This is a genomic window from Streptomyces sp. NPDC006193 (assembly GCF_040613915.1).
GTDB lineage: Bacteria > Actinomycetota > Actinomycetes > Streptomycetales > Streptomycetaceae > Streptomyces.
Window position 1 is genome coordinate 93,820 of sequence record NZ_JBEXTB010000010.1, and the last position, 22,808, is coordinate 116,627.

19 protein-coding genes and 1 tRNA gene are annotated in these 22,808 nt (G+C 72.2%); 12 read left to right on the top strand and 8 right to left on the bottom strand.

All coding sequences use genetic code 11. The features are described from left to right. Positions 1-159: 159 nt before the first annotated feature. From ABZ261_RS12990 to ABZ261_RS13000, 3 genes are all read left to right on the top strand, one after another. Positions 160-1,539 carry an NAD(P)/FAD-dependent oxidoreductase gene (locus ABZ261_RS12990; protein ID WP_356858363.1) on the top strand — a complete coding sequence of 460 codons (1,380 nt, stop codon included), beginning with the start codon at positions 160-162 and terminating at the stop codon, positions 1,537-1,539. Positions 1,540-1,700: 161 nt separating this feature from the next. After that, entirely contained in the window at positions 1,701-2,462 is a 762-nt protein-coding gene (locus ABZ261_RS12995) for a hypothetical protein (protein ID WP_356858365.1), read from the top strand. A gap of 339 nt (positions 2,463-2,801) precedes the next feature. Continuing rightward, complete coding sequence (locus ABZ261_RS13000) at positions 2,802-4,094, top strand: cyclopropane-fatty-acyl-phospholipid synthase family protein (protein WP_356858367.1); 1,293 nt, start codon at positions 2,802-2,804, stop codon at positions 4,092-4,094. A gap of 56 nt (positions 4,095-4,150) precedes the next feature. Here the strand turns inward: ABZ261_RS13000 and ABZ261_RS13005 are convergent, their stop codons facing one another. Together ABZ261_RS13005 and ABZ261_RS13010 are read right to left on the bottom strand one after the other, a co-directional pair. Then, positions 4,151-6,679, bottom strand: a complete 2,529-nt coding sequence (locus tag ABZ261_RS13005) for an ABC transporter permease (protein WP_356858369.1) — start codon at positions 6,677-6,679, stop codon at positions 4,151-4,153. Next, positions 6,679-7,449, bottom strand: coding sequence for an ABC transporter ATP-binding protein (locus tag ABZ261_RS13010; protein WP_356858371.1), 771 nt, complete (start codon positions 7,447-7,449; stop codon positions 6,679-6,681). The genes ABZ261_RS13005 and ABZ261_RS13010 overlap by 1 nt, the downstream gene beginning before the upstream one ends. A gap of 396 nt (positions 7,450-7,845) precedes the next feature. Between ABZ261_RS13010 and ABZ261_RS13015 the strand changes: the two genes are divergently transcribed. The 3 genes from ABZ261_RS13015 (at position 7,846) to ABZ261_RS13025 (ending at position 11,740) form a co-directional block, all read left to right on the top strand. Next, positions 7,846-7,929 (top strand) — tRNA-Leu (locus tag ABZ261_RS13015). Positions 7,930-9,234: 1,305 nt separating this feature from the next. Beyond that, complete coding sequence (locus tag ABZ261_RS13020; protein WP_356858373.1) at positions 9,235-10,638, top strand: VanZ family protein; 1,404 nt, start codon at positions 9,235-9,237, stop codon at positions 10,636-10,638. A 241-nt stretch (positions 10,639-10,879) separates the two neighbouring features. Next, positions 10,880-11,740 (top strand): Bax inhibitor-1/YccA family protein, encoded by an 861-nt coding sequence (locus ABZ261_RS13025; RefSeq protein WP_356858375.1) that lies wholly within the window; start codon positions 10,880-10,882, stop codon positions 11,738-11,740. Between the two features lie 80 nt (positions 11,741-11,820). Here the strand turns inward: ABZ261_RS13025 and ABZ261_RS13030 are convergent, their stop codons facing one another. Beyond that, a complete protein-coding gene (locus tag ABZ261_RS13030) occupies positions 11,821-12,051 on the bottom strand; it encodes a DUF4287 domain-containing protein (RefSeq protein ID WP_356858377.1) in 231 nt (76 codons plus the stop codon). A gap of 99 nt (positions 12,052-12,150) precedes the next feature. Between ABZ261_RS13030 and ABZ261_RS13035 the strand changes: the two genes are divergently transcribed. Continuing rightward, positions 12,151-12,462 (top strand): hypothetical protein, encoded by a 312-nt coding sequence (locus tag ABZ261_RS13035; RefSeq protein ID WP_356858379.1) that lies wholly within the window; start codon positions 12,151-12,153, stop codon positions 12,460-12,462. Positions 12,463-12,529: 67 nt separating this feature from the next. Here ABZ261_RS13035 and ABZ261_RS13040 read toward each other — a convergent pair whose 3' ends face one another. From ABZ261_RS13040 to ABZ261_RS13050, 3 genes are all read right to left on the bottom strand, one after another. Continuing rightward, positions 12,530-13,309: a hypothetical protein gene (locus ABZ261_RS13040; protein WP_356858381.1), complete on the bottom strand. Its 780-nt coding sequence runs from the start codon at positions 13,307-13,309 to the stop codon at positions 12,530-12,532. A gap of 283 nt (positions 13,310-13,592) precedes the next feature. Then, on the bottom strand, positions 13,593-14,813 hold the full coding sequence (locus tag ABZ261_RS13045; RefSeq protein ID WP_356858383.1) for an acetyl-CoA C-acetyltransferase: 1,221 nt from the start codon (positions 14,811-14,813) through the stop codon (positions 13,593-13,595). A gap of 851 nt (positions 14,814-15,664) precedes the next feature. Next, positions 15,665-16,684, bottom strand: a complete 1,020-nt coding sequence (locus ABZ261_RS13050; RefSeq protein WP_356858385.1) for an SGNH/GDSL hydrolase family protein — start codon at positions 16,682-16,684, stop codon at positions 15,665-15,667. 163 nt (positions 16,685-16,847) lie between these two features. On the opposite strand from ABZ261_RS13050, the gene ABZ261_RS13055 reads away from it, so the two are divergent. The 5 genes from ABZ261_RS13055 (at position 16,848) to ABZ261_RS13075 (ending at position 21,885) form a co-directional block, all read left to right on the top strand. Further along, positions 16,848-18,239, top strand: a complete 1,392-nt coding sequence (locus ABZ261_RS13055) for a cystathionine beta-synthase (protein ID WP_356858387.1) — start codon at positions 16,848-16,850, stop codon at positions 18,237-18,239. A 604-nt stretch (positions 18,240-18,843) separates the two neighbouring features. Next, on the top strand, positions 18,844-19,113 hold the full coding sequence (locus tag ABZ261_RS13060; protein ID WP_356858389.1) for a hypothetical protein: 270 nt from the start codon (positions 18,844-18,846) through the stop codon (positions 19,111-19,113). A 12-nt stretch (positions 19,114-19,125) separates the two neighbouring features. After that, complete coding sequence (locus ABZ261_RS13065; protein ID WP_356858391.1) at positions 19,126-20,106, top strand: DUF2637 domain-containing protein; 981 nt, start codon at positions 19,126-19,128, stop codon at positions 20,104-20,106. A gap of 250 nt (positions 20,107-20,356) precedes the next feature. Continuing rightward, positions 20,357-21,199 (top strand): MurR/RpiR family transcriptional regulator, encoded by an 843-nt coding sequence (locus tag ABZ261_RS13070; RefSeq protein ID WP_356858393.1) that lies wholly within the window; start codon positions 20,357-20,359, stop codon positions 21,197-21,199. Positions 21,200-21,303: 104 nt separating this feature from the next. Beyond that, positions 21,304-21,885, top strand: a complete 582-nt coding sequence (locus ABZ261_RS13075) for a hypothetical protein (RefSeq protein ID WP_356858395.1) — start codon at positions 21,304-21,306, stop codon at positions 21,883-21,885. A gap of 7 nt (positions 21,886-21,892) precedes the next feature. Here the strand turns inward: ABZ261_RS13075 and ABZ261_RS13080 are convergent, their stop codons facing one another. Together ABZ261_RS13080 and ABZ261_RS13085 are read right to left on the bottom strand one after the other, a co-directional pair. Continuing rightward, positions 21,893-22,267: a hypothetical protein gene (locus tag ABZ261_RS13080; RefSeq protein WP_356858396.1), complete on the bottom strand. Its 375-nt coding sequence runs from the start codon at positions 22,265-22,267 to the stop codon at positions 21,893-21,895. A gap of 11 nt (positions 22,268-22,278) precedes the next feature. Further along, on the bottom strand, positions 22,279-22,797 hold the full coding sequence (locus ABZ261_RS13085) for a roadblock/LC7 domain-containing protein (RefSeq protein ID WP_356858398.1): 519 nt from the start codon (positions 22,795-22,797) through the stop codon (positions 22,279-22,281). Between the last annotated feature and the right edge of the window lie 11 nt (positions 22,798-22,808).

The window sequence follows — 22,808 nt, forward strand, 5'->3', positions numbered from 1 at the left end:
GCAGCTCACGCGGCCTTGACAACGGGTCGAATCGCCCCTCGGTCCCTTTTCGGCCGCATGGCCTGGATGTCGCGGGCCGCGGAGTTTAACACAGGCCCCGTCGAACCTTGTGAAGGGGCGCACGAGCCACCCCCCTGAGGCGGGTGGATACTCGATGGCATGAGCACCACGGAGCGTCCCAGGATCCTCGTAGTAGGCGGTGGGTACGTAGGCCTGTACGCAGCTCGGCGCATCCTCAAGAAGATGCGCTACGGCGAGGCGACCGTCACGGTCGTCGACCCCCGGTCGTACATGACCTACCAGCCCTTCCTCCCCGAAGCCGCCGCCGGCAACATCTCCCCCCGCCACGTCGTCGTCCCGCTGCGGCGCGTGCTGCCGAAGGCGGAGGTCCTCACCGGCCGGGTCACCACCATCGACCAGGACCGCAAGGTCGCCACGATCGCCCCGCTGGTCGGCGAGGCGTACGAGCTGCCGTTCGACTACCTGGTCATCGCCATGGGCGCGGTCTCCCGCACCTTCCCGATTCCCGGCCTCGCCGAGCAGGGCATCGGCATGAAGGGCATCGAGGAGTCCATCGGCCTGCGCAACCACGTCCTGGAGCAGCTGGACAAGGCCGACTCCACGACCGACGAGGAGATCCGCCGCAGGGCGCTCACCTTCGTCTTCGTCGGCGGCGGCTTCGCGGGCGCGGAGACCATCGGCGAGGTCGAGGACATGGCCCGGGACGCGGCCAAGTACTACAAGAACGTGTCCCGCGAGGACATGCGCTTCATCCTCGTCGACGCCGCGGACAGGATCCTGCCCGAGGTCGGCCCCAAGCTCGGCCAGTACGGCAAGGAGCACCTGGAGAGCCGGGGCGTGGAGATCTACCTCTCCACCTCCATGGAGTCCTGCGTCGACGGTCACGTGGTGCTCAAGAACGGCCTCGAGGTCGACGCCGACACCATCGTGTGGACCGCCGGCGTCAAGCCGAACCCGGCCCTCGCCCGCTTCGGCCTGCCGCTCGGCCCGCGCGGCCACGTCGACTGCGAGCCCACCCTCCAGGTCAAGGGCACCGACTACATCTGGGCCGCCGGCGACAACGCCCAGGTCCCGGACCTGGTCGGCCGCAAGGCGGGCAACGAGAACGCCTGGTGCCCGCCGAACGCCCAGCACGCGCTGCGCCAGGCCAAGGTGCTCGGCGACAACGTGATCTCCGGCATGCGGGGCTTCCCGCAGAAGGAGTACGAGCACGCCAACAAGGGTGCGGTGGCCGGTCTCGGCCTCCACAAGGGCGTGGCGATGATCGTCATGGGCAAGATGAAGATCAAGCTCAAGGGCCGCCTCGCCTGGTACATGCACCGCGGCTACCACGGCCTGGCGATGCCGACCTGGAACCGCAAGATCCGCGTCTTCGCCGACTGGACCCTCGGCATGTTCCTCAAGCGCGAGGTCGTGTCGCTCGGCGCCATCCAGAACCCGCGCGAGGAGTTCTACGAGGCCGCCAAGCCGGCGCCGGTCGCCGCCGCCAAGACCGAGGAGAAGGCCAAGGCCTCCTGACCCCGGTCACCCCGCTCGAGCACGAAGGGGCCGCCTGCCATCCGTGGTGCGGGCGGCCCCTTCGGCGTGTGCGGGCCGCCCGCGCGGACGGCTCTGCGGCGGACAGGTGACGTGCGCGCCCGCCGCCGTGACACCGCGGCGCCGGGTGGTACAGGAGGCACGTGAGCACGCAGCCGCCGTCCGGCCCGCCGCCCGGCCCCCTGGGGGCGCCCGCCGCCGGCCCGCCGCCCGCTCCGCGACCCCGGCGGCGCGGGCGGCCCGTCCTCGTCGGCGCCGCCGTCGCCGCGGCCGTCGCCGCGGTCGCGGTGGCGGCCGTGCTCGTGCTCGGACGGGACGGCGGAGCGCACCGGCCGCGCGCCGGCGCCTCCGCGCAGGCCCGGGAGCTCGCGGACCGGGTGGCGCTGGCGCCCGGCGACTGGGGGCCGACCTTCCGGCGGGCCGATCCCTACGAGTCCGACGAGGTGCCCCGGTCCGTCGCCGACGAGGACTGCGCACTGGTCCGAAAGCCCGCCGCGCACGTCCTGGCCGCCAGGCAACGGGCCGTCCGCACCGCGGACCGGACGGCGGTCGCCTCGTCGGCGGTCGTCGTCCACGACGACGAAGGCGTCGCCGCGGCCGCCGTCGCCCGGTCCCGCGCGGACACCCGGCGCTGCGCCACGGAGTACGACGCGCGGCACCGCAAGCGGTGGGAGGACGTCCACGCGGTGGACGTGCCGGACCTGGAGGGCCTGGACGAGCAGACGGCCGAGCAGGGCCGCATGATCCTCGACGCGAACGGCCGCGAGGCGGACAGCCACTACACGCTGATCACCGGCCGCAAGGGCAACGTCCTGCTGCAGACCTCCGTGGGCCGCAGCGGATCCCAGGGGCGCAACCGCGAAGAGGCGCTGGACGCCCTCGCCCTCATGCTGAGCCGCCTGTAGCGGCGGCGGCGCCGCGGAGCGGGGGACACCGAGGCCGTGGGGTGGCCGTCCGCGCCGCCGCACACGTCGGTCCGCCGCTGGGCCGCCCTCTCCGCGTCGCCCGAACCGGTGCGCCCGCATGATCCGGTGCGCCCGCCCGGTCCGGTGCGCCCGCCCGATCCGGTGCGCCGCTTGCCCCGCGCACCCGCCGACGGGTGCGGGCGGGTGCGGAGTTCGTGTCGGCCGGGCCGCCTCGCGGGGAATGACGCCGTCGTGCGCGATGGTTCCCCCAGGCACGAACGCAGACGAGGCACGGATGCAGACGGGTTCGGGCCGGTTCACTTCACGGAGGTGTGCGCCATGGCCGACGCCGCATCGCGGCTGAGGAGTCTTGCCGAGCAGGTGCTGGGAGTCCCGCTCCCGGTGCGGGTGCGGGCCTGGGACGGCTCGCAGGCCGGGCCGCCGGACGCGCCGGCGCTCGTCGTCCGCAACCGCCGGGCCCTGCGCCGCATGCTGTTCCGGCCCGGGGAGCTGGGCCTGGCCCGCGCCTGGGTCGCCGGCGACCTGGACGTCGAGGGCGACCTGTACACCGCGCTCGACGCGGTGTCGGGGCTCGTCTGGCAACGCGACGAGGACGCCCGCGGCCTCCTGGAGGCCGTGCGCGACCCGGCCGTCCGGGCCGCCGTGCGCGAGCTGCTGAGACTGGCCGGACCGCCGATCCCGCCCGCCCCGCCGCGCGAGGAGGCCCGCCGGCCGCGCCGCGGTCTGCACACCCGGCGCACCGACAGACGGGCCATCAGCCACCACTACGACGTCGGCAACGACTTCTACGAGATCGTCCTCGGCCCCTCCATGGTGTACTCCTGCGCCTACTGGGAGGAGGGCGGCACCCTGGAGTCCGCCCAGCGCGACAAGCTGGAACTGGTCTGCCGCAAACTGGGCCTGGGACCGGGTATGCGGCTGCTGGACGTCGGCTGCGGCTGGGGCTCCCTGGCCGTCCACGCGGCCCGGGAGCACGGCGTCGACGTCGTCGGGATCACGCTGTCGCAGGAGCAGGCGGCCTACGCCCGCAAGCGCGTCGCCGACGAGGGGCTGACCGACCGCGTGGAGATCCGCGTCCAGGACTACCGGGACGTCGCGGACGGCCCGTTCGACGCGATCGCCTCCGTCGGCATGGCCGAACACGTCGGCGCCGAGCAGTACCTGCAGTACGCGCGGCGGCTGTACGCCCTGCTGAAGCCCGGCGGACGGCTCCTCAACCACCAGATCGCCCGCCGCCCGCAGCGGGACGAGTCGGCGTACCGCGTCGACGCGTTCATCGACGCCTACGTCTTCCCCGACGGCGAACTCGCCCCCGTCGGCAGCACCGTCACCCAGCTGGAGCGGGCCGGCTTCGAGGTCCGGGACGTGGAGTCCATCCGCGAGCACTACGCCCGCACGCTGCGCCGCTGGGTCGCCAACCTGGAGGCCGGCTGGGACCGCGCGACCCGGCTCACCACCCCGGGCCGGGCCCGCGTCTGGAGGCTGTACATGGCCGCCTCCGCGCTCGCCTTCGAGCACAACGACATCGGCGTCAACCAGGTCCTGGCCGTCCGCACCCCCGACTCCGGCGCCTCCGGGCTCCCGCTGCGCACCCGCACCTGGAACGCCTGACCCGGCGTACGACGAGAGGGGCCCCGCGGCCGCGGGGCCCCTCCGGCGCCGTAGCGCTATTCGGCCTTGATGGCCGTCAGCACGTTCAGCCGGGCCGCGCGGCGGGCGGGCCACAGGGCCGCGAGCACGCCGACCGTGCCCGCCAGCAGCAGGAACACCGCCATCCGGCCCCACGGCAGCACCAGTTCGTACGTCGGCATCTTCGCGCTCAGCAGCTCACCGGCCGCCCAGCCGAAGAAGACGCCCAGTCCGATGCCGAGCACCCCGCCGAACAGGGAGATCACCAGCGACTCCAGGCGGACCATCCGCTTGACCGCCCGGCGGTCCAGGCCGATCGCGCGGAGCATGCCGATCTCCTGCGCCCGCTCGAAGACGGACATGGCCAGGGTGTTGACGACCCCGAGGACCGCGACGATCACCGCCATGGCGAGCAGGCCGTAGACCATGTTCAGCACCAGCGTGAACAGTTTCGCGATCTCCTGCGAGATGTCCTGCTTGTCCTGGACCTTGACGGCCGGGTTGGAGCCGAGCGCCTTCTCCAGCCTGTCCTTGGCCGCGTCGGAGGCGCCGCCCGCGGTCTTGACCATGACCTGCATGTCCGCCGGATCGGCCAGGTGCGGGGTGAGGACCTCGTTGTCGAGCATGATGCCGCTGAACATGTCGTTGCCCTCGTAGACCCCGGCCACGGTCAGCCGTGCGGCCTTGCCGTCCTCGAAGTGCGCGGTGAACCGCGACCCGGCCTTCCAGCCGTACGCCTTCGCCCGGTCCTCGTCCACGACGACCCGCGTGCCGCCCACCGTGAAGGCGCCGTCGGTCACCTTCAGGGCGGTCAGCCTGCCGATGGCGGCGCCGTCGACGCCGGTCAGGTACTCCGTGTCGCCGTCGATGCGGGACACCCCGTTGCGCAGCGGGCTGCTGGCGGTGACCCCGCCGGCGGCGGCGAGCTTGTCCGCCACGTCGGGGGAGAGCGGACCGCGGTTGGCCATCGAGACGACGTAGTCGGCGCGGATCGCCGAGCCGGCCATCTTGTCGATGGCGGTCTGCAGGCTGCCCGCCGTCACCGTCATGCCGGTGATCAGGGTCAGGCCGATCATCAGCGCCGAGGCGGTGGCCGCGGTCCGGCGCGGGTTGCGCACCGAGTTCTGCCGGGCCAGCTTGCCCGACACCCCGAAGACCCGCAGCACCGGGGCGGCGGCGGCGATCAGCGGCCGGGACAGCAGCGGCGTCAGGACGAACACGCCGACGATGAGCAGCACGGCCCCCAGGCCCATCGGCCCCTGGGCCGCGTCGGTGTCCATGGACGTGGCCGCGAGGACCACCGCGACACCGGCCGCCGCGAACAGCGCGCCGAAGGTGTTGCGCAGCACCAGGGACCTACCGGTGGCTTGGGCGTGCACGCTGCTCATCGCCGCCACCGGCGGGATCTTCGCGGCCCGCCGGCCGGGCAGCCAGGCGGCCAGCATGGTGATGACCACGCCGACCGCGAGGGCGGTCACCACCGTGCCGGGGCTGATCACCAGCGGCCCGTCGGGCACGCTCACGCCGAACGAGCCCAGCAGGGCGCGCAGGCCCGCGCCGATGCCGACACCGGCGGCCAGCCCGGCCGCACCGGCGACCGCGCCGACCGCGAACGCCTCGATCAGCACCGAGCGGGTGACCTGGCGGCGGGAGGCGCCGACCGCCCGGAGCAGGGCCAGCTCGCGGGTGCGCTGGGCGACCAGCATGGTGAAGGTGTTGGCGATGATGAACGTGCCGACGAACAGGGCGATCCCGGCGAACACCAGCAGCAGCTGCCTCAGGCCGCTCATGGACGAGGAGATCTCCCGGGCCTGGTCGTCGGCGAGCTGCTCGCCGGTGGTGGTCTCCACCTGGCCGGCCGGCAGGGCCTTGTCCAGCGCCGCTTTCAGCGCCGGCTGGCTGGTGCCGGGCGCGGCCTCCACGTCGATCTCGTCGTAGGCGCCCTTCTTGCCGAACAGGGCCTGCGCGGTAGGGGTGTCGAACAGGGTGAGGCTGCCGCCCGCGGCCACGTTGCCGTCGTCGGTGGTGAAGACGCCGGTGACGGTGGGGGTGAGGACCGGGCCGTCGACGGAGAGGCGCACGGTGTCGCCGACCTTGTATCCGGCCCGCTTCGCGGTCGCGGAGTCGATCAGCACCTCGCCCCTGCCGTGCGGCGCGCGGCCGCTGACCAGCGGGTAGCGGGGGTCGTGGGCGCCCCAGTAGTTGCCGCCCGCGGACTGCCAGTCGCCGCCGACGAGCTTGCCGTCCTTGTCGGCGACAGCGGTGAAACCGGTGACGACACCGGTGGCGGAGGCGGCGCCCGGCACCCGGGCGGCCTTGTCGAGCAGGACCTGGGTCAGTTCGGTGCTCCGGCCGACCTCGTCGCCGTGGGACTCCCGGTACTCGGGCCGTACGGCGACGTCGACCCGGTCGAAGCCCTTGGCGGAACTCTTCTGGTAGGCGTCGGAGACGGTGTGGGTGAAGACCAGCGTCCCGGAGACGAACGCGACGCCGAGCATGACGGCGAGCACGGTCATCAGGAGCCGGGCCTTGTGCGCGACGACGTTGCGCAGGGCGGTGCGGAACATCAGCTGGTCCGGCCCTTCGCGTCGAACCGCTTCATCAGGTCGAGGACGGAGTCGGCGGTGGGGTCGTCCATCTCGTCGACGATCCGCCCGTCCGCGAGGAAGACCACGCGGTCGGCGTAGGCGGCGGCCACCGGGTCGTGGGTCACCATGACCACCGTCTGGCCGAGTTCGCGCACGGAGTTGCGCAGGAAGCCGAGGACCTCGGCGCCGGAGCGGGAGTCGAGGTTTCCGGTGGGCTCGTCACCGAAGATGATCTCCGGCCGGGAGGCGAGGGCGCGGGCGACGGCCACGCGCTGCTGCTGGCCGCCGGAGAGCTGCGAGGGCCGGTGGCTCAGCCGCCCGGACAGGCCCACCATCCCGATGACCCGGTCCAGCCACTCCTTGTCCGGCTTCCGCCCGGCGATGTCCATCGGGAGGGTGATGTTCTCCAGGGCGGTCAGCGTCGGCAGCAGGTTGAACGCCTGGAAGATGAAGCCGATCTTGTCCCGGCGCAGCTTCGTGAGCTGCTTGTCCTTCAGCGAGCCCAGCTCGGTCTCGCCGATGCGCACCGAGCCGGAGGAGAAGGTGTCCAGGCCGGCCACGCAGTGCATCAGGGTGGACTTGCCGGAGCCGGACGGGCCCATGATCGCGGTGAACTCGGCCTGCCGGAAGTCGACCGAGACCCGGTCGAGGGCGACCACCCGGGTCTCACCCTGCCCGTAGATCTTCGACAACTCCGTGGCGCGTGCGGCCACGGCGGTGGTCCGGCCTGCGGTGGGTGTGGTGGTCACGGGACGATGCTCCTGTCGGGACGACGTGTGTGCCTGGGGACCTGTCCATCGTCCCGGCGCCGGGCGCCCGTGTAGTCAGCCGCTGTTCCGGTTCCGGGGGGCGACTGGGGTCGGACGGCCGGCCGCCGTGTCATACCTGGGGAGGACGTCCGGCCCCGACAGGGCGGCGCGTGTCGAGAACGGGTGGACCACCCTCGTTCGGACGGTGAAATTCCGTCATTTCGCGTACACACGCACATCGGTCACGCCACGCTACTGGCAAGTGCGGACGGCGCGTTCCGCGGTCTGATGCACCCTCAGACGCCAATAAAATAAGACAACATCGGTCCGCTGGTCGGCTGTTCGGGGGATGCCTCCCGATAGGCTCGGGACCTCGAAGCGGCGCCCCCATGGCCTGCCCGGATGGTGGAATGCAGACACGGCGAGCTTAAACCTCGCTGCCCCTTCGCGGGCGTGCCGGTTCAAGTCCGGCTCCGGGCACTCGCACTGAAATGTCCCCCGACCCCCGGGGGATCGGCCGGCAGCCGCGGCCACTCATCCATGCCGCCGGCGCACCGCCGGCGCCGAGTGGCTACAGCTCGCTCCCGCCTGTTGTTCACCGGTGATTCGGCGCCCGACCGCACTACTCGACGTTCCACGGCCGGTGGCAGCGGGCGGTGCACCGGGCGAAGGCGGCCGGGGTGCTGCCGAGCCGCAAGAACCCGAACCCGCACGACGCGGCACAGCCACGCGGCAGTGCTGATCTTCGACGGGCGGAACCTGGCGTACGTCCAGCGCCGCCTCGGGCACGATTCGATCAGGACGGCGGCGTCGGACACGTACGGGCACCTGCTGCCGGAGGCCGACGACGACGCCATGGAGACCATCCGCCGGGCGGCACGGTGCACGTGCTGGTGTGGCCGGACGGCCACCAGGAAGCGTTCTGGCGGGACGACTGTGCGCGGTTGGTCGCCGGCGTGTGGAAGCTGAGGCGGAACCAGGATCTGCGGGCGGAGACGCGGACCGCGTCGCTGTGGGAGGCCCGTCACGGCGGCTTGGACGGGAACCACGAGTCGATGTCTGCGCGGCCCGGGTCTGGAGCCGGAGGCCGACAAGGGCGCCATCGTTCACGCCCCGCTGCCGGCACCGTACGTCACTCCCCCCAACCAGCCGCAAACGCTGATACTCAACCGCCGTGGCGGCCGCCTCCTGATCGTTATCGAGATCGGTGCTGATCGAGCCGACCGTGGTGCGGTAGCGGCATCGTTGGTGTCCAAAAAGATCTGAAGGTATGTGTGCTCCGTGATCAAGTAATCACGACATCGTCCGCCTGTGCCAGCCTCTTCGCACGCACAGGACGGCAGGGGCATTACACCTAGGAGATTGCATGCGGGGGAAAGTCAATCCCACTCTCATCGCCCTTGCCGTCACAGCAGGATCTGCCATGTTCAGCACGCCGGCCGCGGCGGCCGCGGCGACCTTCTTCTACCGCGGCAAGTCTGGCCACACCGTCTCCAACGCTGGCGGATCTGCTGTATCCGCCCAGCTCGGTCACTCGCGCGGGGGGACCAGCCACTACGCCAGTGCCGTCTCCATCAGTTCCGGCCAGAACAAGAGCCACACGTGGTCGCGTCGGAGGACTCCTACTGCACGAGCACAATCGGCCTGCTCGGCTACAGCGATGGCACGTACCAGACGCCTGCCACGCACTGCTGAACCACAGCCCTAATGGCCCCGCCTCCCAAGGCGGGGCCTTCCCTCTATCGGCCCTGCTCCCCTTTACCTAACCACGCAAGGAACCGCGCCGTGTTTTCCGCCATCTTTCAACACCATGTCGGCTATCTGGCCGTGTGCACAGTGCTCGGCCTCATCCTCGGCGGCGCGTCATGGACGCTCGTCCGCAAGTGGGGACACCCTCACGGGGCGTGGTGGTCCGGGCTCACGTTCACTGTCACCGGCGTGCTCGGCGTCACTTTCATGGGCGGTGGCTCGGCCAGCGGCGTGTGCGTCCTCAACCACCGATTCGCCGAGCCCTTCCACACCACTCAAGGGTTGTGGAACCTCGCCATGATGGTGCCCGTCGGCGCCTGCGCACTACTGGCCGTCCGCCGCCCGCTGCCTGTCCTCGTCGGCGTCCTAGGGCTGCCCCTGGCCATCGAGTTCACTCAGGCCACCGTCAACGGCCTGGGGCGCGTGTGTGACAGCTCGGACGCCGAGATGAACATCATCGGCGGGTTGGCGGGGCTCACCGTCGTCGCGGTTGTGCTCACAATCCGCCACTCGCTCGCCTGGCAGGCGGGCACCAAGGGCGCCCTGATCACTTCTGCGGCGCTGCTGATCCTGAGCTTGGGAGTGGCGCGTCCCATGCTCGACGTCACGAACGTGGACGGCAGCAGCCTCGCCGGCGCAAGTGCCCGTCAGAAGCAGGCGGTTCAGGTTGCTATCAAGGAGGCGTTCGGTGACCACTACGAGATAGGCCAGCAGTACGCGCAGCCGTGCGTGGGCGCCCCCTGCACCAACATCATTTTCAATCTGCACAGCCGCGAAGAGGGGCACTCCAAAGACTTCGGTATCGGCAGCCTCTCCTGGCCGGACAAGAAGCACCTGAACGTACAGCTGGAGGACAGCGACCGCCCCACCGTCATGGGATACCCAGTGGGGGCCGAAAAAGCCCCCTCTACCGATACCGAAGCCTCTCGGATTGCGAAGTTGTATGCCCAGCGACAGTATCCGTGGGCGAGGGGTGCGACCATGAGTGAAACGACCGCTGTGGGCGCAAAGGCCGAACTCGGCTGGATCACGAGCTGGAGATGGAAACAGCGTGACGTTCTGATGCCCAGGATGCTGGATGTCCAGGTGGACAGGGTCGGGAATGTGTCTCGGATTGACGTCACCCTTGGTCCGGTCCGGGTGAACCTTCCCGAAGCCAAGCTTGACGCCGTGCAGGCCGAAAAGGAAGTGGAGAAGGCGATAGCTGTACGACTCCAGGCAAAGGGAAAAACCGGTGCAGAATTCCACACCGCAGCAGTGACTTTGAAAGCGGTCGAGCAAGACGGTGATTGGCGACCGAACTGGCTTGTGAACGTGACGTGGCCCAGGGACGGACAAAGCGATGATCCGCAGGAGCAGGCTCCGGCTGACATGTACCGCGTGAACGCTTTGACCGGGCAGGTGTACGACGCAGCCGGGCAGCCCCTCAGAACCGACTGACACCCGGTCACCGGGTGAGTGGGGGCCGGGGCCGCCGCGGGGAGGAGGTGCAGCTCGCCGTGGCGGCGGCAGGCGACGGCCGTACAGCGGAGTGGGATCGTCCCTGGCAGGGAATCAGAGCTGCGCGTAGCGTGTTGGCGAGCAGTGCAAGGGAAAGATCCTCCTCAAGTACCATGGTCGATCCTTTGCCAATCCATTACTCTTGAGCCAAGGCTGCGCACGGCAGCCATGGAGGAGTGAAATGAGGAGCAGCAACCCGGTCTTCTCGCGACGGGGGTTCAGCCGCGACAACGGCTACGCCGGCTTCAACACCGCACCGCAGGCCGGGTACGCACAGGGCAACCCCTACGCGCAGAACCCGTACGCGCAGAACCCGTACGCGCAGGCGGACGTCCAGTACGGCGCCCCGCCGCAGGCCCCGGTCACCACCGACCGGATGACCATGGACGACGTGGTCGTCCGCTCGGCCCTCACGCTGGGCACGGTCGCCGTCGGCGCCGTCCTCGCGTGGGCGCTGCTGCCGGTCTCGGCCACCAGCTACGGCCTGGCCATCGGCTCCGCGCTGGTCGCGTTCGTCCTGGCCATGGTCCAGAGCTTCAAGCGCACCCCGTCGCCCGCCCTGATCCTCGGGTACGCCGCCTTCGAGGGCGTCTTCCTCGGCGTCTTCAGCGAGATGTTCAACAGCCGGTGGAGCGGCGCGCCCTTCCAGGCGGTCCTCGGCACCATGGCGGTCTCGGGCGCGACCCTGCTGGTCTACAAGGCCGGCTGGATCCGCGTCACCGCCCGTTACGCCCGCATCGGCATCGCCATCGCGATCGCCTTCATGGTGGTCATGGCGATCAACCTGCTGCTGGTCGCGTTCGGTGTCGCCGAGGACGGCGGTCTGCGCAGCTTCGGTCCGCTCGGCGCCCTCGTCGGCGTCATCGCGATCCTGCTCGGCGCGTTCTTCCTGACGCTCGACTTCAAGCAGATCGAGGACGGCATCGCCTACGGCGCCCCGCGCAACGAGTCCTGGCTCGCCGCGTTCGGCCTCACCATGACCCTGGTGTGGATCTACGTGGAGATGCTGCGGCTGGTGGCGATCTTCAGCAGCAACGACTAGCCGGCCGACCGTCCGCACGAAGGGCCCCGGACTCGCTCCGGGGCCCTTCGTCGTCCTTCCGGCCGGCGGGGCGGGCCCGGCTAGAGCAGCTTGCGGGCCGCCCTCCTCAGGTCGTATTCGTGCACGAGGGCCTTCGCGTGGCCGTACGCCAGGTCGTACTCGTGCCGGAGCCAGCTGACCTTCTCCTCGAAGCGGAACAGGGCGGGACCGTCTTCGACGGTGCGCAGCCAGTCGGAGACTTCACGACCGGTGCAGTGCGGGATGCGGGCGAGCATGTTGCGGTGGGTCTCCTCGGAGAAGACATGGGACATCGGCGCCTCCGGACGCAAAGGGGATGTAAGCCGGTCCTTCCCGTCACCGTGCCTGAGCGTCCGCGTCTTGGCAACAGTGCGGCGCGTTACGCTCGGCGGGTGGTTGATACGACGCCCTTGACCCGAGCCGTGGATCACTTCGCCGACCGGTTGCGGGCCGCTCCGCAGAGCCGACTGCAACGAGGCGCCGCCGCCGAGGCCCTGGCCGTGGCGCGGGAGCTCTCCCGGCGGGCCCAGCTCATGGAGGAGCCGGGGCGCGAGCCCAGGGAGATGCCGGACGCGGGGATGTTCGCCGCGGCCGACCAGGTCCTCGTGGCCGCGCACGACCTCGCCGTGGTGCTGCGCAGCGAGGAGCAGGTCGCCGAGGCCGTGCGGCTGGTGGAGGAGGCGCGTCGGCGGGCGGGGGTGTGAACCCGGTGCGGCCGGCGCGCCCCGCGTGCGCCGCGTCCCGCACCGGCGAAGCCGCGCGGGCCGGGGGCTACAGGGACGCGATGACGCGGTCGGCCAGGATGTAGACCATGTCCTCGCCGCAGGCGAAGGTCAGCGTGTACGCACCGGAGATGCCCGAGCCGCCCAGCAGGTACGGGCTCTCGCCGGAGGCCAGGGCCCCGGCGAGGCGCTCGGCGGTCTCCCGGTGGCCGGGGGTCATGCACAGGGTGGTGCCGTCGGCGAAGACGTAGACGTCGAGGGTGCCGAGGGGGCCGGGGCGGACGTCGGAGAGCTCCACGCGGTCGGCGGCGAGCTGCTCCAGGGCGGTCACCGTCCGCTCGTGGTCGTTGACGGCCGGCGACTGCACCGGGACGAAGTCGGGGTGCGAGGGGTGGCGGCGGCGGGCCGCGGCCAGTTCGGCGGACTCCCCGCCGAACTCGTCGGCGTCGGCGGTGGGCTCGGACACCGGCTCCAGGCCCGCGAAGTCGGCCTGCCGGGGCAGGAACAGATCCGCGTCGGGCAGGCCCAGCAGGGAAGGCGTGTCGGAGACGTCACGGGCCTCCTGCGCGGCCCAGAAGGCGCGCGCCTCGGCCAGCTCCCGCTCCCGTTCCTCGGCGAGCGCCTCGGCCACGGCCACGCGTATCCGGTCGGCGTCCGAGCCGCGGGCGTGCGGCAGCAGGGCGCGCGCGGCGGCCGCCTGGTCCTCGGCGAGCTGCCGCTGCAGCTGGGTGAGCTGACGGCGCAGCTTCAGCACGGTGCGCAGGACGGCGACGCCCACGGCGCCGGTGGCGGCCGTGGTGAGCAGCAAGGCGATCGGCATGGCGCTCACTGACGTACTCCCGGTTCACAGTCGACCCCCGACTTCCTACATCAGCTTGAAGGGCGGACTGAGCGGCTGTCAGTGCGTAACGTCACGAAACGGACAGCACGTGTGCCGCACACCCGGGGTGTGCGCCGGGTCGGCCGCCGCTGACCTGCGCCGATGTGCCAGGCGAGCGAGATAGGTCACATCCTGGGGGAGATTGGATCACGGAAAGGCCCAGAACCCGGGAGTCCCCCCGGTCCCGGGCCCGTGTGCGACCTTCCGTGCCCGGCCCGCTACCGACGGTGCGTCAGCTGAGGCGCTCGATGACCATCGCCATGCCCTGGCCGCCGCCGACGCACATCGTCTCCAGGCCGAACTGCTTGTCGTGCCACTGCAGCGAGTTGATGAGCGTGCCGGTGATGCGGGCGCCGGTCATGCCGAAGGGATGGCCGACGGCGATGGCGCCGCCGTTGACGTTGAGCTTGTCGATGTCGATGCCGAGGTCCCGGTAGGAGGGGATCACCTGGGCGGCGAAGGCCTCGTTGATCTCGACCAGGTCGATGTCGTCGATGGTGAGGCCGGCGCGCCGAAGCGCCTGCCTGCTCGCCTCGACCGGGCCGAGGCCCATGATCTCGGGGGAGAGGCCGGAGACGCCGGTGGAGACGATCCGGGCGAGCGGGGTCAGGCCCAGCTCGCGCGCCTTGGTGTCGGACATGATGACGAGCGCGGCGGCGCCGTCGTTGAGCGGGCAGCAGTTGCCGGCGGTGACGAGCCCGTCCGGGCGGAAGACCGGCTTCAGGCCCTGCACGGCCTCCAGGGTGACCCCGGCGCGCGGGCCGTCGTCCTTGCCGACCACCGTGCCGTCCGGGAGGGTCACCGGGGTGATCTCGCGCTCCCAGAAGCCGTTCTTGATGGCTTCCTCGGCGAGGTTCTGCGAGCGGACGCCGAACTCGTCCATCTCCCGGCGGGTGACGCCCTTCCAGCGGGCCAGGTTCTCCGCGGTCTGGCCCATCGCGATGTACGGGTCGGGCAGCAGGCCGTCCTCCCGCGGGTCGTGCCAGGTGGCGCCCTCCTGCTGGGCGGTCTCGGCGGTGCGGGCCTCGGCCTCGGCGAACAGCGGGTTGTGCGTGTCCGGCAGGCCGTCGGAGCTGCCCTTGACGAAGCGGGAGACCGTCTCGACGCCGGCCGAGATGAAGACGTCGCCCTCGCCGGCCTTGATGGCGTGCAGCGCCATCCGGGAGGTCTGCAGGGAGGAGGAGCAGTAGCGGGTGACGGTGCAGCCCGGCAGGTGGTCCATGCCCAGCTGCACGGCGACGATCCGGCCGAGGTTGTGGCCCTGCTCGCCGCCGGGGAGGCCGCAGCCGAGCATCAGGTCGTCGATGTCCCGCGGGTCCAGCTCGGGGATCTTGTCGAGCGCCGCGCGGATGATCGTGGCGGTCAGGTCGTCGGGGCGCAGGTCCTTCAGCGAGCCCTTGTGCGCGCGGCCGATGGGGGAGCGGGCGGTCGAGACGATGACGGCTTCGGGCATCACGGCTCCATTCGAACGGGGGCGCACAGCGCCTCGTCGGGGGTGGTGGTCGGGCGGCGGGTGGGCGGCAGGGCCGGTTGGGAAGTTACCCGGCCGTATGGCCCAGGTCACGGGTGTCGCGGTGTGACACTGGCCGCAATTTACTAAGCGCTTGCTTGGGTCGGAGCCACCCGTGCGGCGCCGGATGAGCGCCTGCGGCCGTAGCGCGCTCCGGCGTGGCCGCACCGGGCGCGGCAGCGGGGACGGCCGCCGGAGCGGGAGCCGCAGCTCCGGGCACCGCCGCCGCCCCCGGCCGGGCCCGCTCGGTGCGCCGCACGCTCCCCGGCCGGTGCCGATCCGGCGCACGGGCCCCCCGGCGCACGGCCCCTTACGCTCGCGGGGCCGCTCAGTCTTGCGGGGCTGCTCAGGTCCACGGGGTCGCTCAGTCCTGCGGGGCCGCTCAGTCCTGCGGGGCCGCTCAGGTCTGCGGGGTCGCTCAGTCCTGCGGGGCCCCTCACGCTCGCGGGGTCGCTCAGTCCTGCAGGTCGCTCAGGTCTGCGAGGCCGCTCAGGTCTGCGGGGCCGCTCAGTGCTGCGGGGTCGCTCAGGTCCACCGGGTCGCTCAGTCCTGTGGGCCACTGAGGCCCGCCGGGTTGCTCAGGTCTGCGGGGCCGCTCAGTCCTGCGGGGCCCCACACGCTCGCGGGGTCGCTCAGTCCTGCGGGGCCGCTCAGGCAGGCGGGGCCGCTGAGGCTCGCGGGGTCGCTCGGTCCTGCGGGGCCGCTCAGGGCCACCGGGTCGCTCAGGCAGGCGGGGCCGCTCAGGCCCATCGGGTCGCTCAGGCAGGCGGGGCCGCTCAGGCAGGCGGGGCCGCTCAGGTCCACGGGGTCGCGGGCTCCGCCTCCGGCAGCCGGCGCCGCCGCCTGCGCTTGAGCAGCGCCCACGGCCCCCGCGGCCCCGTCGGCATCGCCGCCGTGACCTCCGTGCCCGCCTCCGACGCGGCCTCCGCGGCCGCCCGCGCCACCGGCAGGAACCCCTCGCGCCGCGACACGTCCGGGCGCTCCTCCTCCGCCGGCCACAGCCCCAGCGCCGCGCACACCGTCGGCAGGACGGCCATGGCGGCGGTCGCGTACCCCTCCGCGGACGGGTGGTAGTTGTCCGGGCCGAACAGCTCCCGCGGGTTCTCCTCGAACTCCGGTCCCAGCAGGTCGCCCAGCGACACCGTGCGCCCGCCCTGCTCCACGACGCCGATCGTCTGGGCCGCCGCGAGCTGCCGGGACGCCCGCCGCGCCAGCCAGCGCAGCGGCTGCTGCACCGGCTCGATGGTGCCGAGGTCCGGGCAGGTGCCGACCACCACCTCGGCGCCGGCCGTGCGCAGCCGGCGCACCGCCGCCGACAGGTGCCGCACCGAACGGGTCGGCGGCATGCGGCGGGTCACGTCGTTCGCCCCGATCATGATCACGCAGACGTCGGGGACGGGCGGGGACGCGGACAGCACCAGCGCCACCTGGCGGTCCAGGTCGTCGGAGCAGGCCCCGGGCAGCGCCACGTTGCGCAGCTCCACCGGGCGTTCCGCCACCGCCGCAAGCCCCGCCGCCAGCAGCGCCCCCGGGGTCTGGCCCGCCCGGTGCACGCCCTGCCCCGCGGCCGTGGAGTCGCCGAGCATGGTCAGGCGGAGCGGCGGTTCGCCGGGGATCTCGTACCCGGGCCCGTACACCCCGTCGGCCACCGGCACCCGGCCGCCGCTGCCGTTGCCCACATGGCGCCGCGCCAGCCGCAGCTCCGCCAGCAGCAGACCGGCGGCGGCGGCGCCGACCAGACCGACCCCGCCACCGCCGAACGCCGCCCCGGCCGCGATGCGCCGGGCCACCCTGGCCCTCGACAAGCTCGTCATGCGTCGCCGCCACCTCCTCGTCGCCCCGTACACCCACTCCTTGCCCCGTACCGACCGTGTGCCAATCTCCACAGCGGGTGAACGACCGCCCGGGTCCGTTGCGGGGCCGTAGGCTGGCTGGACCACTACGACCACTGTTTTTGGAAAGCGACCGGAGACAACGGTGCAATTTCACGACTCGATGATCAGCCTCGTCGGCAACACCCCGCTGGTGCGGCTCAACAACGTCACCAAGGGCATCCGGGCGACCGTCCTGGCCAAGGTGGAGTACTTCAACCCCGGCGGCTCCGTGAAGGACCGCATCGCGCTGCGCATGATCGAGGCGGCGGAGCGGAGCGGGGAGCTGAAGCCGGGCGGCACGATCGTCGAGCCGACCAGCGGCAACACGGGCGTGGGACTCGCCATCGTGGCCCAGCAGAAGGGCTACAAGTGCATTTTCGTGTGCCCCGACAAGGTCTCCACCGACAAGATCAACGTGCTGCGCGCGTACGGCGCCGAGGTCGTGGTGTGCCCGACCGCCGTGGCTCCCGAGCACCCGGACTCGTACTACAACGTCTCCGACCGGCTCGTCCGCGAGACGCCGGGCGCCTGGAAGCCCGACCAGTACTCCAACCCCAACAACCCGCTGTCGCACTACCACTCGACCGGCCCCGAGCTGTGGGAGCAGACCGAGGGCAGGATCACCCACTTCGTGGCGGGCGTGGGCACCGGCGGCACCATCTCCGGCACCGGCCGCTACCTGAAGGAGGCCAGCGGCGGCACGGTGAAGGTGATCGGCGCCGACCCCGAGGGCTCGGTGTACTCCGGCGGCTCGGGACGGCCGTACCTGGTCGAGGGCGTCGGTGAGGACTTCTGGCCCACCGCCTACGACCGCACCGTCGCCGACGAGATCGTCGCCGTCTCCGACAAGGACTCCTTCCAGATGACCCGCCGGCTGGCCCGGGAGGAGGGCCTGCTGGTGGGCGGCTCCTGCGGCATGGCCGTCGTGGCCGCGCTGCGGGTCGCCGAGCGCCTCGGCCCGGACGACGTCGTGGTGGTCCTGCTGCCGGACAGCGGGCGCGGCTACCTCAGCAAGATCTTCAACGACGAGTGGATGGCCGACTACGGCTTCCTGGAGGACGAGGGTCCCAGCGCCCGCGTCGGCGACGTCCTGGACGACAAGGCGGGCGGCTCCATCCCGTCCCTGGTGCACATGCACCCGGAGGAGACCGTCGGCCAGGCCATCGAGGTGCTGCGCGAGTACGGCGTCTCGCAGATGCCGGTCGTCAAGCCGGGCGCCGGCCACCCGGACGTGATGGCCGCCGAGGTCGTCGGCTCGGTCGTGGAACGCGAGCTGCTGGACGCCCTGTTCAGCAAGCGGGCCTCCCTGGACGACCCGCTGGAGAAGCACATGTCGGCCCCGCTGCCCCAGGTCGGCTCCGGCGAGCCGGTCGGCGACCTGATGCAGGTGCTGGGCGCGGCGGACGCGGCGATCGTCCTGGTCGAGGGCAAGCCGACCGGTGTGGTCAGCCGCCAGGACCTGCTGGCCTTCCTCGCCAAGGGCGGCAGCAGGTAGGACGCCCGGTGAACCCCCGGTGACCCCCGCCGAGCCGCGGTTCGCGCAACCGGTACGCGCGTGTCACGTCCGCGCAGCACCCGCTTAACACGGCTCCGGCACAGTGGTGGGTGTCGGCAGGGCGAGGAGGCACCCGGGGCGTTCAGCACGGGAAGTCTCCCCGTCGGGCCGGCGGCGAACGGCGTCACGGACCTCCGGAGCGGCTCCCGGACCTCCACGGACGCCACGGACGCGCACGCCCCGGCCTGACCCGGGCCGCGTCCCGCGCGGGGACCGCCGTCGTCCCGCCCCCCGGAAACGGGGGTGCGGCGGTCCCCGCGGCAGTCCGCCCCCGGCCCGTCCGGGCGGTGATCGATTCATGCACGGTTCCGGGTATTCCGGTAATTGCTTTCCCGGCCGCGTTCCGGCTGTTCCGGAGCAAAAGCGCGCGACGCCGAATGCGGCCGCTCGCCTCACATGACGCACTCTGCCGCTCGTCATTCTTCATACAGCCGCCTATCGGTACGGCAGATACCTGAACAAGGTGGTTGTCCGGCTAATCCTTCACTCGTTTGCCGCACACCCATCACCGAACGGCGGCGTTAGTTGGAATATGACGAAGGCGATGAGCGAGCACATGCTCGAATCTGCCCAAGAACTGTCGTACTCCACCGTCAGGCGCACCGTGCGACTGGGTTCCTACACTTATCTGCCCGCGCCGCCCCACACGGACCCGGCCAGGGGAATCCTGATGAAGGGTGGCCTCCCCGTCACACTCGAGGTGACCGAGGAAATCCTCCAGAATTTCATGGACGCGATGAGCGCGCTGGAAAGGGATCTTTCCAGGCGCTGGACGGGCGCGGGCACACGGTTCAGCGATTCGCCGGCGGAATGATCAAGCAGCGTCATGCATGATGAGTGGACGGGCCACCACCCGGACCCCCCCGTCGGTTATGCGGACGGATATGCGTACGGACATGCGCCCGGCCACCGCAGCGGCGGCGGCCGGCACCGTGGACCCGCCGAGACCTCCTACCCTCCCCTGATCCCCCCGGACTCGGGCTGGGATCCCGCCGAAGAGCTGGCCTTCCTGCTGCGGGACGCCGTCGAGGAGCAGCAGGCCAGGATCCCGGCCGCCCGCAGCGAGGACGTTCCCGCGGGCCGGGACCTCGCGTCCGCCCACGACGTTCCCGCGGGCCGGGACCTCGCCTCCGCCCACGACGTTCCCGCGGACGGGAGCCCCGCGTCCGCCGGTGACGTTCCCGCGGACGGGGGCGCCGAGACCGGGCACGACGTCCTGACGCGGATCACCGCGGAGCCGCCCCCGGTGCATGCGCCGCCGCGGGGCCATCGCAGGGTCCGGCGACGGCAGCGCCCGAGCGGGCTGCGCATCGCCAGCTGCACCATCGCCGCGACGGCGACCGTCATCGCCTCCGCCGTCAGCATCTTCGGCGGGCTGATCGCCTACGACCCGCTGCGCTTCGTGGCGATGACCCGCACCCAGAGCAGCTCGGTTACCTGGTGGCCCGTGCTGGTCTTCGGGCCCTGGCTGGTGGCGTCGCTGTCCATCCTCCGCGCGTCGCTGCACCAGCGCCGGGCCTTCCACTCCTGGTGCGTGCTCCTGGCCTTCTCCGCCATCGGCATGGCGCTGTGCGTCGCGCAGGCGCCGAGGAACGTGCTCGACACCGCGGCCGCCGCCCTGCCGGGTTTCGCCTCGCTGGCCTGCTTCCAGCAGGTGGTGCGCCAGATCACGCTCACCAGGCCGCCCCGGCGGACGCTGCCCAGGCACCGGCTGCGGTCCGCCGAGCCGCCCCAGGGCGAGGCGGCCGGCCGGCCGGCGCGGGACGCTGCGTCCCCCGCGGGCGGCGGCCGGCCCCGGAGCGGCTGACGGCCGGTCCCGCCGCCCGCCGGCGCGTCCGCCGCCGCCCTCCGCCCGCCGGCGTGTCCGCCGTCGCTTCCGCCCGCGGGCGCGTCCCGCCGCCCCCCCCGGTCGGCAGCGGACGCGCCGTTCCCCGGCGCCGGTACGGGATGTATAACGGTATGCAGAGACGCATTGTTTGAATGGCCGGGCGTGTGCGGCCCTGCCCCGGCGCTGTACCCTCCCGGGGCGTCGAGCACTCGCTGAGGGGGAGTACGTCATGAGCGCGACCGACAGCCCGGCCAACCGGTTGCAGGCGCTCTTCGAGGGCCACCGGCTCACGCCGACCCAGCGCCGCATCGCGCACAGCATGGTGCGCCGGGCCGCCGACGTGCCCTTCCTGTCCAGCGTGGAGCTGGCCGAACTGGCCGGGGTCAGCCAGCCCTCGGTGACCCGGTTCGCGGTCGCCCTCGGCTTCGACGGCTACCCCGCCCTGCGCAAGCACCTGCGCGAGGTCGTCCCGGCCGAGCCGGCCGCCGACGCCGGCGCCTACAACGAGTACCAGCAGGCCGTCGAGGCCGAGATCGAGAACCTGAAGCACCTCGCCGAGCTGCTGGCCGACCCGCGCCCGGTGCAGAAGGCCGGCCGGATCCTCGCCGCCTCCCGCCCGCTGCCGGTGCTGGGCCTGCGCGCCGCCGCCTCCCAGGCGTACGGCTTCGCCTACTTCGCCGCCAAGGTGCACCCGGACGTCCGGCTGCTCAACGAGGGCGGCACGATGATCCAGGACCGCATCGACGCCGCTGTCCGCGCGGGCGCCACCGCGCTGCTGTGCTTCGCGCTGCCCCGCCATCCCCGCGAGGTCGTGGACACCCTCGCCTACGCCAGGGACGCGGGCCTGACCGTCGTCACGGTCGCCGACTCCGCGTTCGCTCCGGTCGCCAAGCACTCCGACCTGCTGCTGCCCGCCGCCGTCGGCACCGGGCTGGCCTTCGACACCGCGTGTGCGCCGATGCTGCTCGGCCGGGTGCTGCTGGAGGCGGTCTGCGACGGCCTGCCGGACGCGCAGGCCCGGCTGGAGGAGTTCGACGCCAGGGCGGCGGCACGCGGGCTGTTCGCGGAGTGACGTTCCCGCAGCGGTTCTCTCAGACTCGTCTCACGTTCTGCTATTAGCTTCCTCAGAAGACACAGGACACAGGACGTCGTGGACACGTGACACGGGAGGATGACGTGGCGCGCGGAGGACTGGGGCTGGCTCGGGTCGCCGTCGTCGTGCGGGCGGGAGCCGCGCCGTTGTGGTGGCTCGGAGCGGTCGCCGCGGGAGTCGGCGCCGTTCCGGAGGGGCTGACCGGGCGTCGGATCGGGGTGCTGGCGGGGGCGGTGCTGTTCCTGGCCGGCGCGGCCGTGGTGGCGCTCGTCCGCCGGGGCCGGTACGCCGACCTGGCCCGGGGCGCGGCCCGCGCGGGCAAGTACGACGTGCTGCAGGACCGGGCGGTGACCGTGCGCAACTGGCGCCGCGGGCACCGCTGGTGGCTGCTGCTGGGCTTCGCGGCCGCCCTGGGCTCCGCCTTCGCGGTGCCCGTGGCCGGCGGTCTGCTGCTGGCCGGGCTCGGCGCCGGGCTGCGGCTGAAGGCGGCCTGGATCGGGCGGCTGGAGCGGGAGCGGGAGACGCTGCTGTGGGTGCGCGTCGACTGGCTCCGGCGGGGCGGCCGGCCCGCCGGAAAGGCCGTGAAGGGCCTGCGCGGCACGGGCATCGCGGCCGGCGACGCGGCCCCGGGCGGGGCACGCCGCCGTACCGCGGCGCTGGTCTGAGCCGCCGTCAGACCTCCAGTTCCTCCTCGATCCGCCGGAGCTGGTGCCGGGCCATCGCCAGGTTGGCCCGGGACGAGTCCAGGACCAGGTAGAGGAACAGGCCGTTGCCGCCGCGGCTCCTGAGCAGGCGGATCAGGTGGTACTGGTCGGAGAGGGTGATGAGGATGTCCTCGATCTCCGCCTTGAGGCCCAGCATCTCCATCGTGCGCATCTTGGCGCGGATCACGTCGGTGTTGCCGGCGGCGGCCACGTTCAGGTCGAAGGTCTTGCTGCCGCCCATCGTGCCCAGCGCCATCCCGCTGGTGTAGTCGACGAGCGCCACGCCGGTGGCGCCCTCGATGGAGGTCAGGGCCTCTTTCAGAGCGGTCTCGGTGTTGGCCATGGTGGGTCCTCTCAGCTGTCGGTTGCGGTGTGTGCTTCGGCGGCCGCGGTGCGGGGCACGCGGGGGGTACGGGGGCGCGGCGGGAGCGCCCCGGGGGGCGTCGGGGGCGAGGGCGGCGCGGGTGGCGCCGGCGTGGCCCGGGCGGCGGCCTCGGCGGCGTCGAGCAGCTCCCCGATGCGGGCGCCGGACCGGCGGCCCTCCAGGTGCAGCCGGCCGACGTTGACCCGGTCCTGGGCGAGCAGGGTCAGCACGGCGGTGCGGCCGGCCGCGTAGGTGGCGATGTAGCCGTGCTCGCCGCGCACCAGGAGTTCCCGGAAGCCGCCGCTGCCGGTGGCGTCGGCGACCCGGACGGCGACGCCGAGCGCTGCCGCGGTGAGCGCCGACAGGCCCTCCGGGGCGACGCCGGGGGTGTCGTGGGCGACGACGAGCCCGTCGACGCCGGCCGCGAGGGCTCCGGTGAGCTGGGGCACCCGGGTGCGCAGGCGGTGCAGCTCGCCCAGGACGGTCCGCAGGTCCTCCTCGGTCACCATCAACTCTCTCC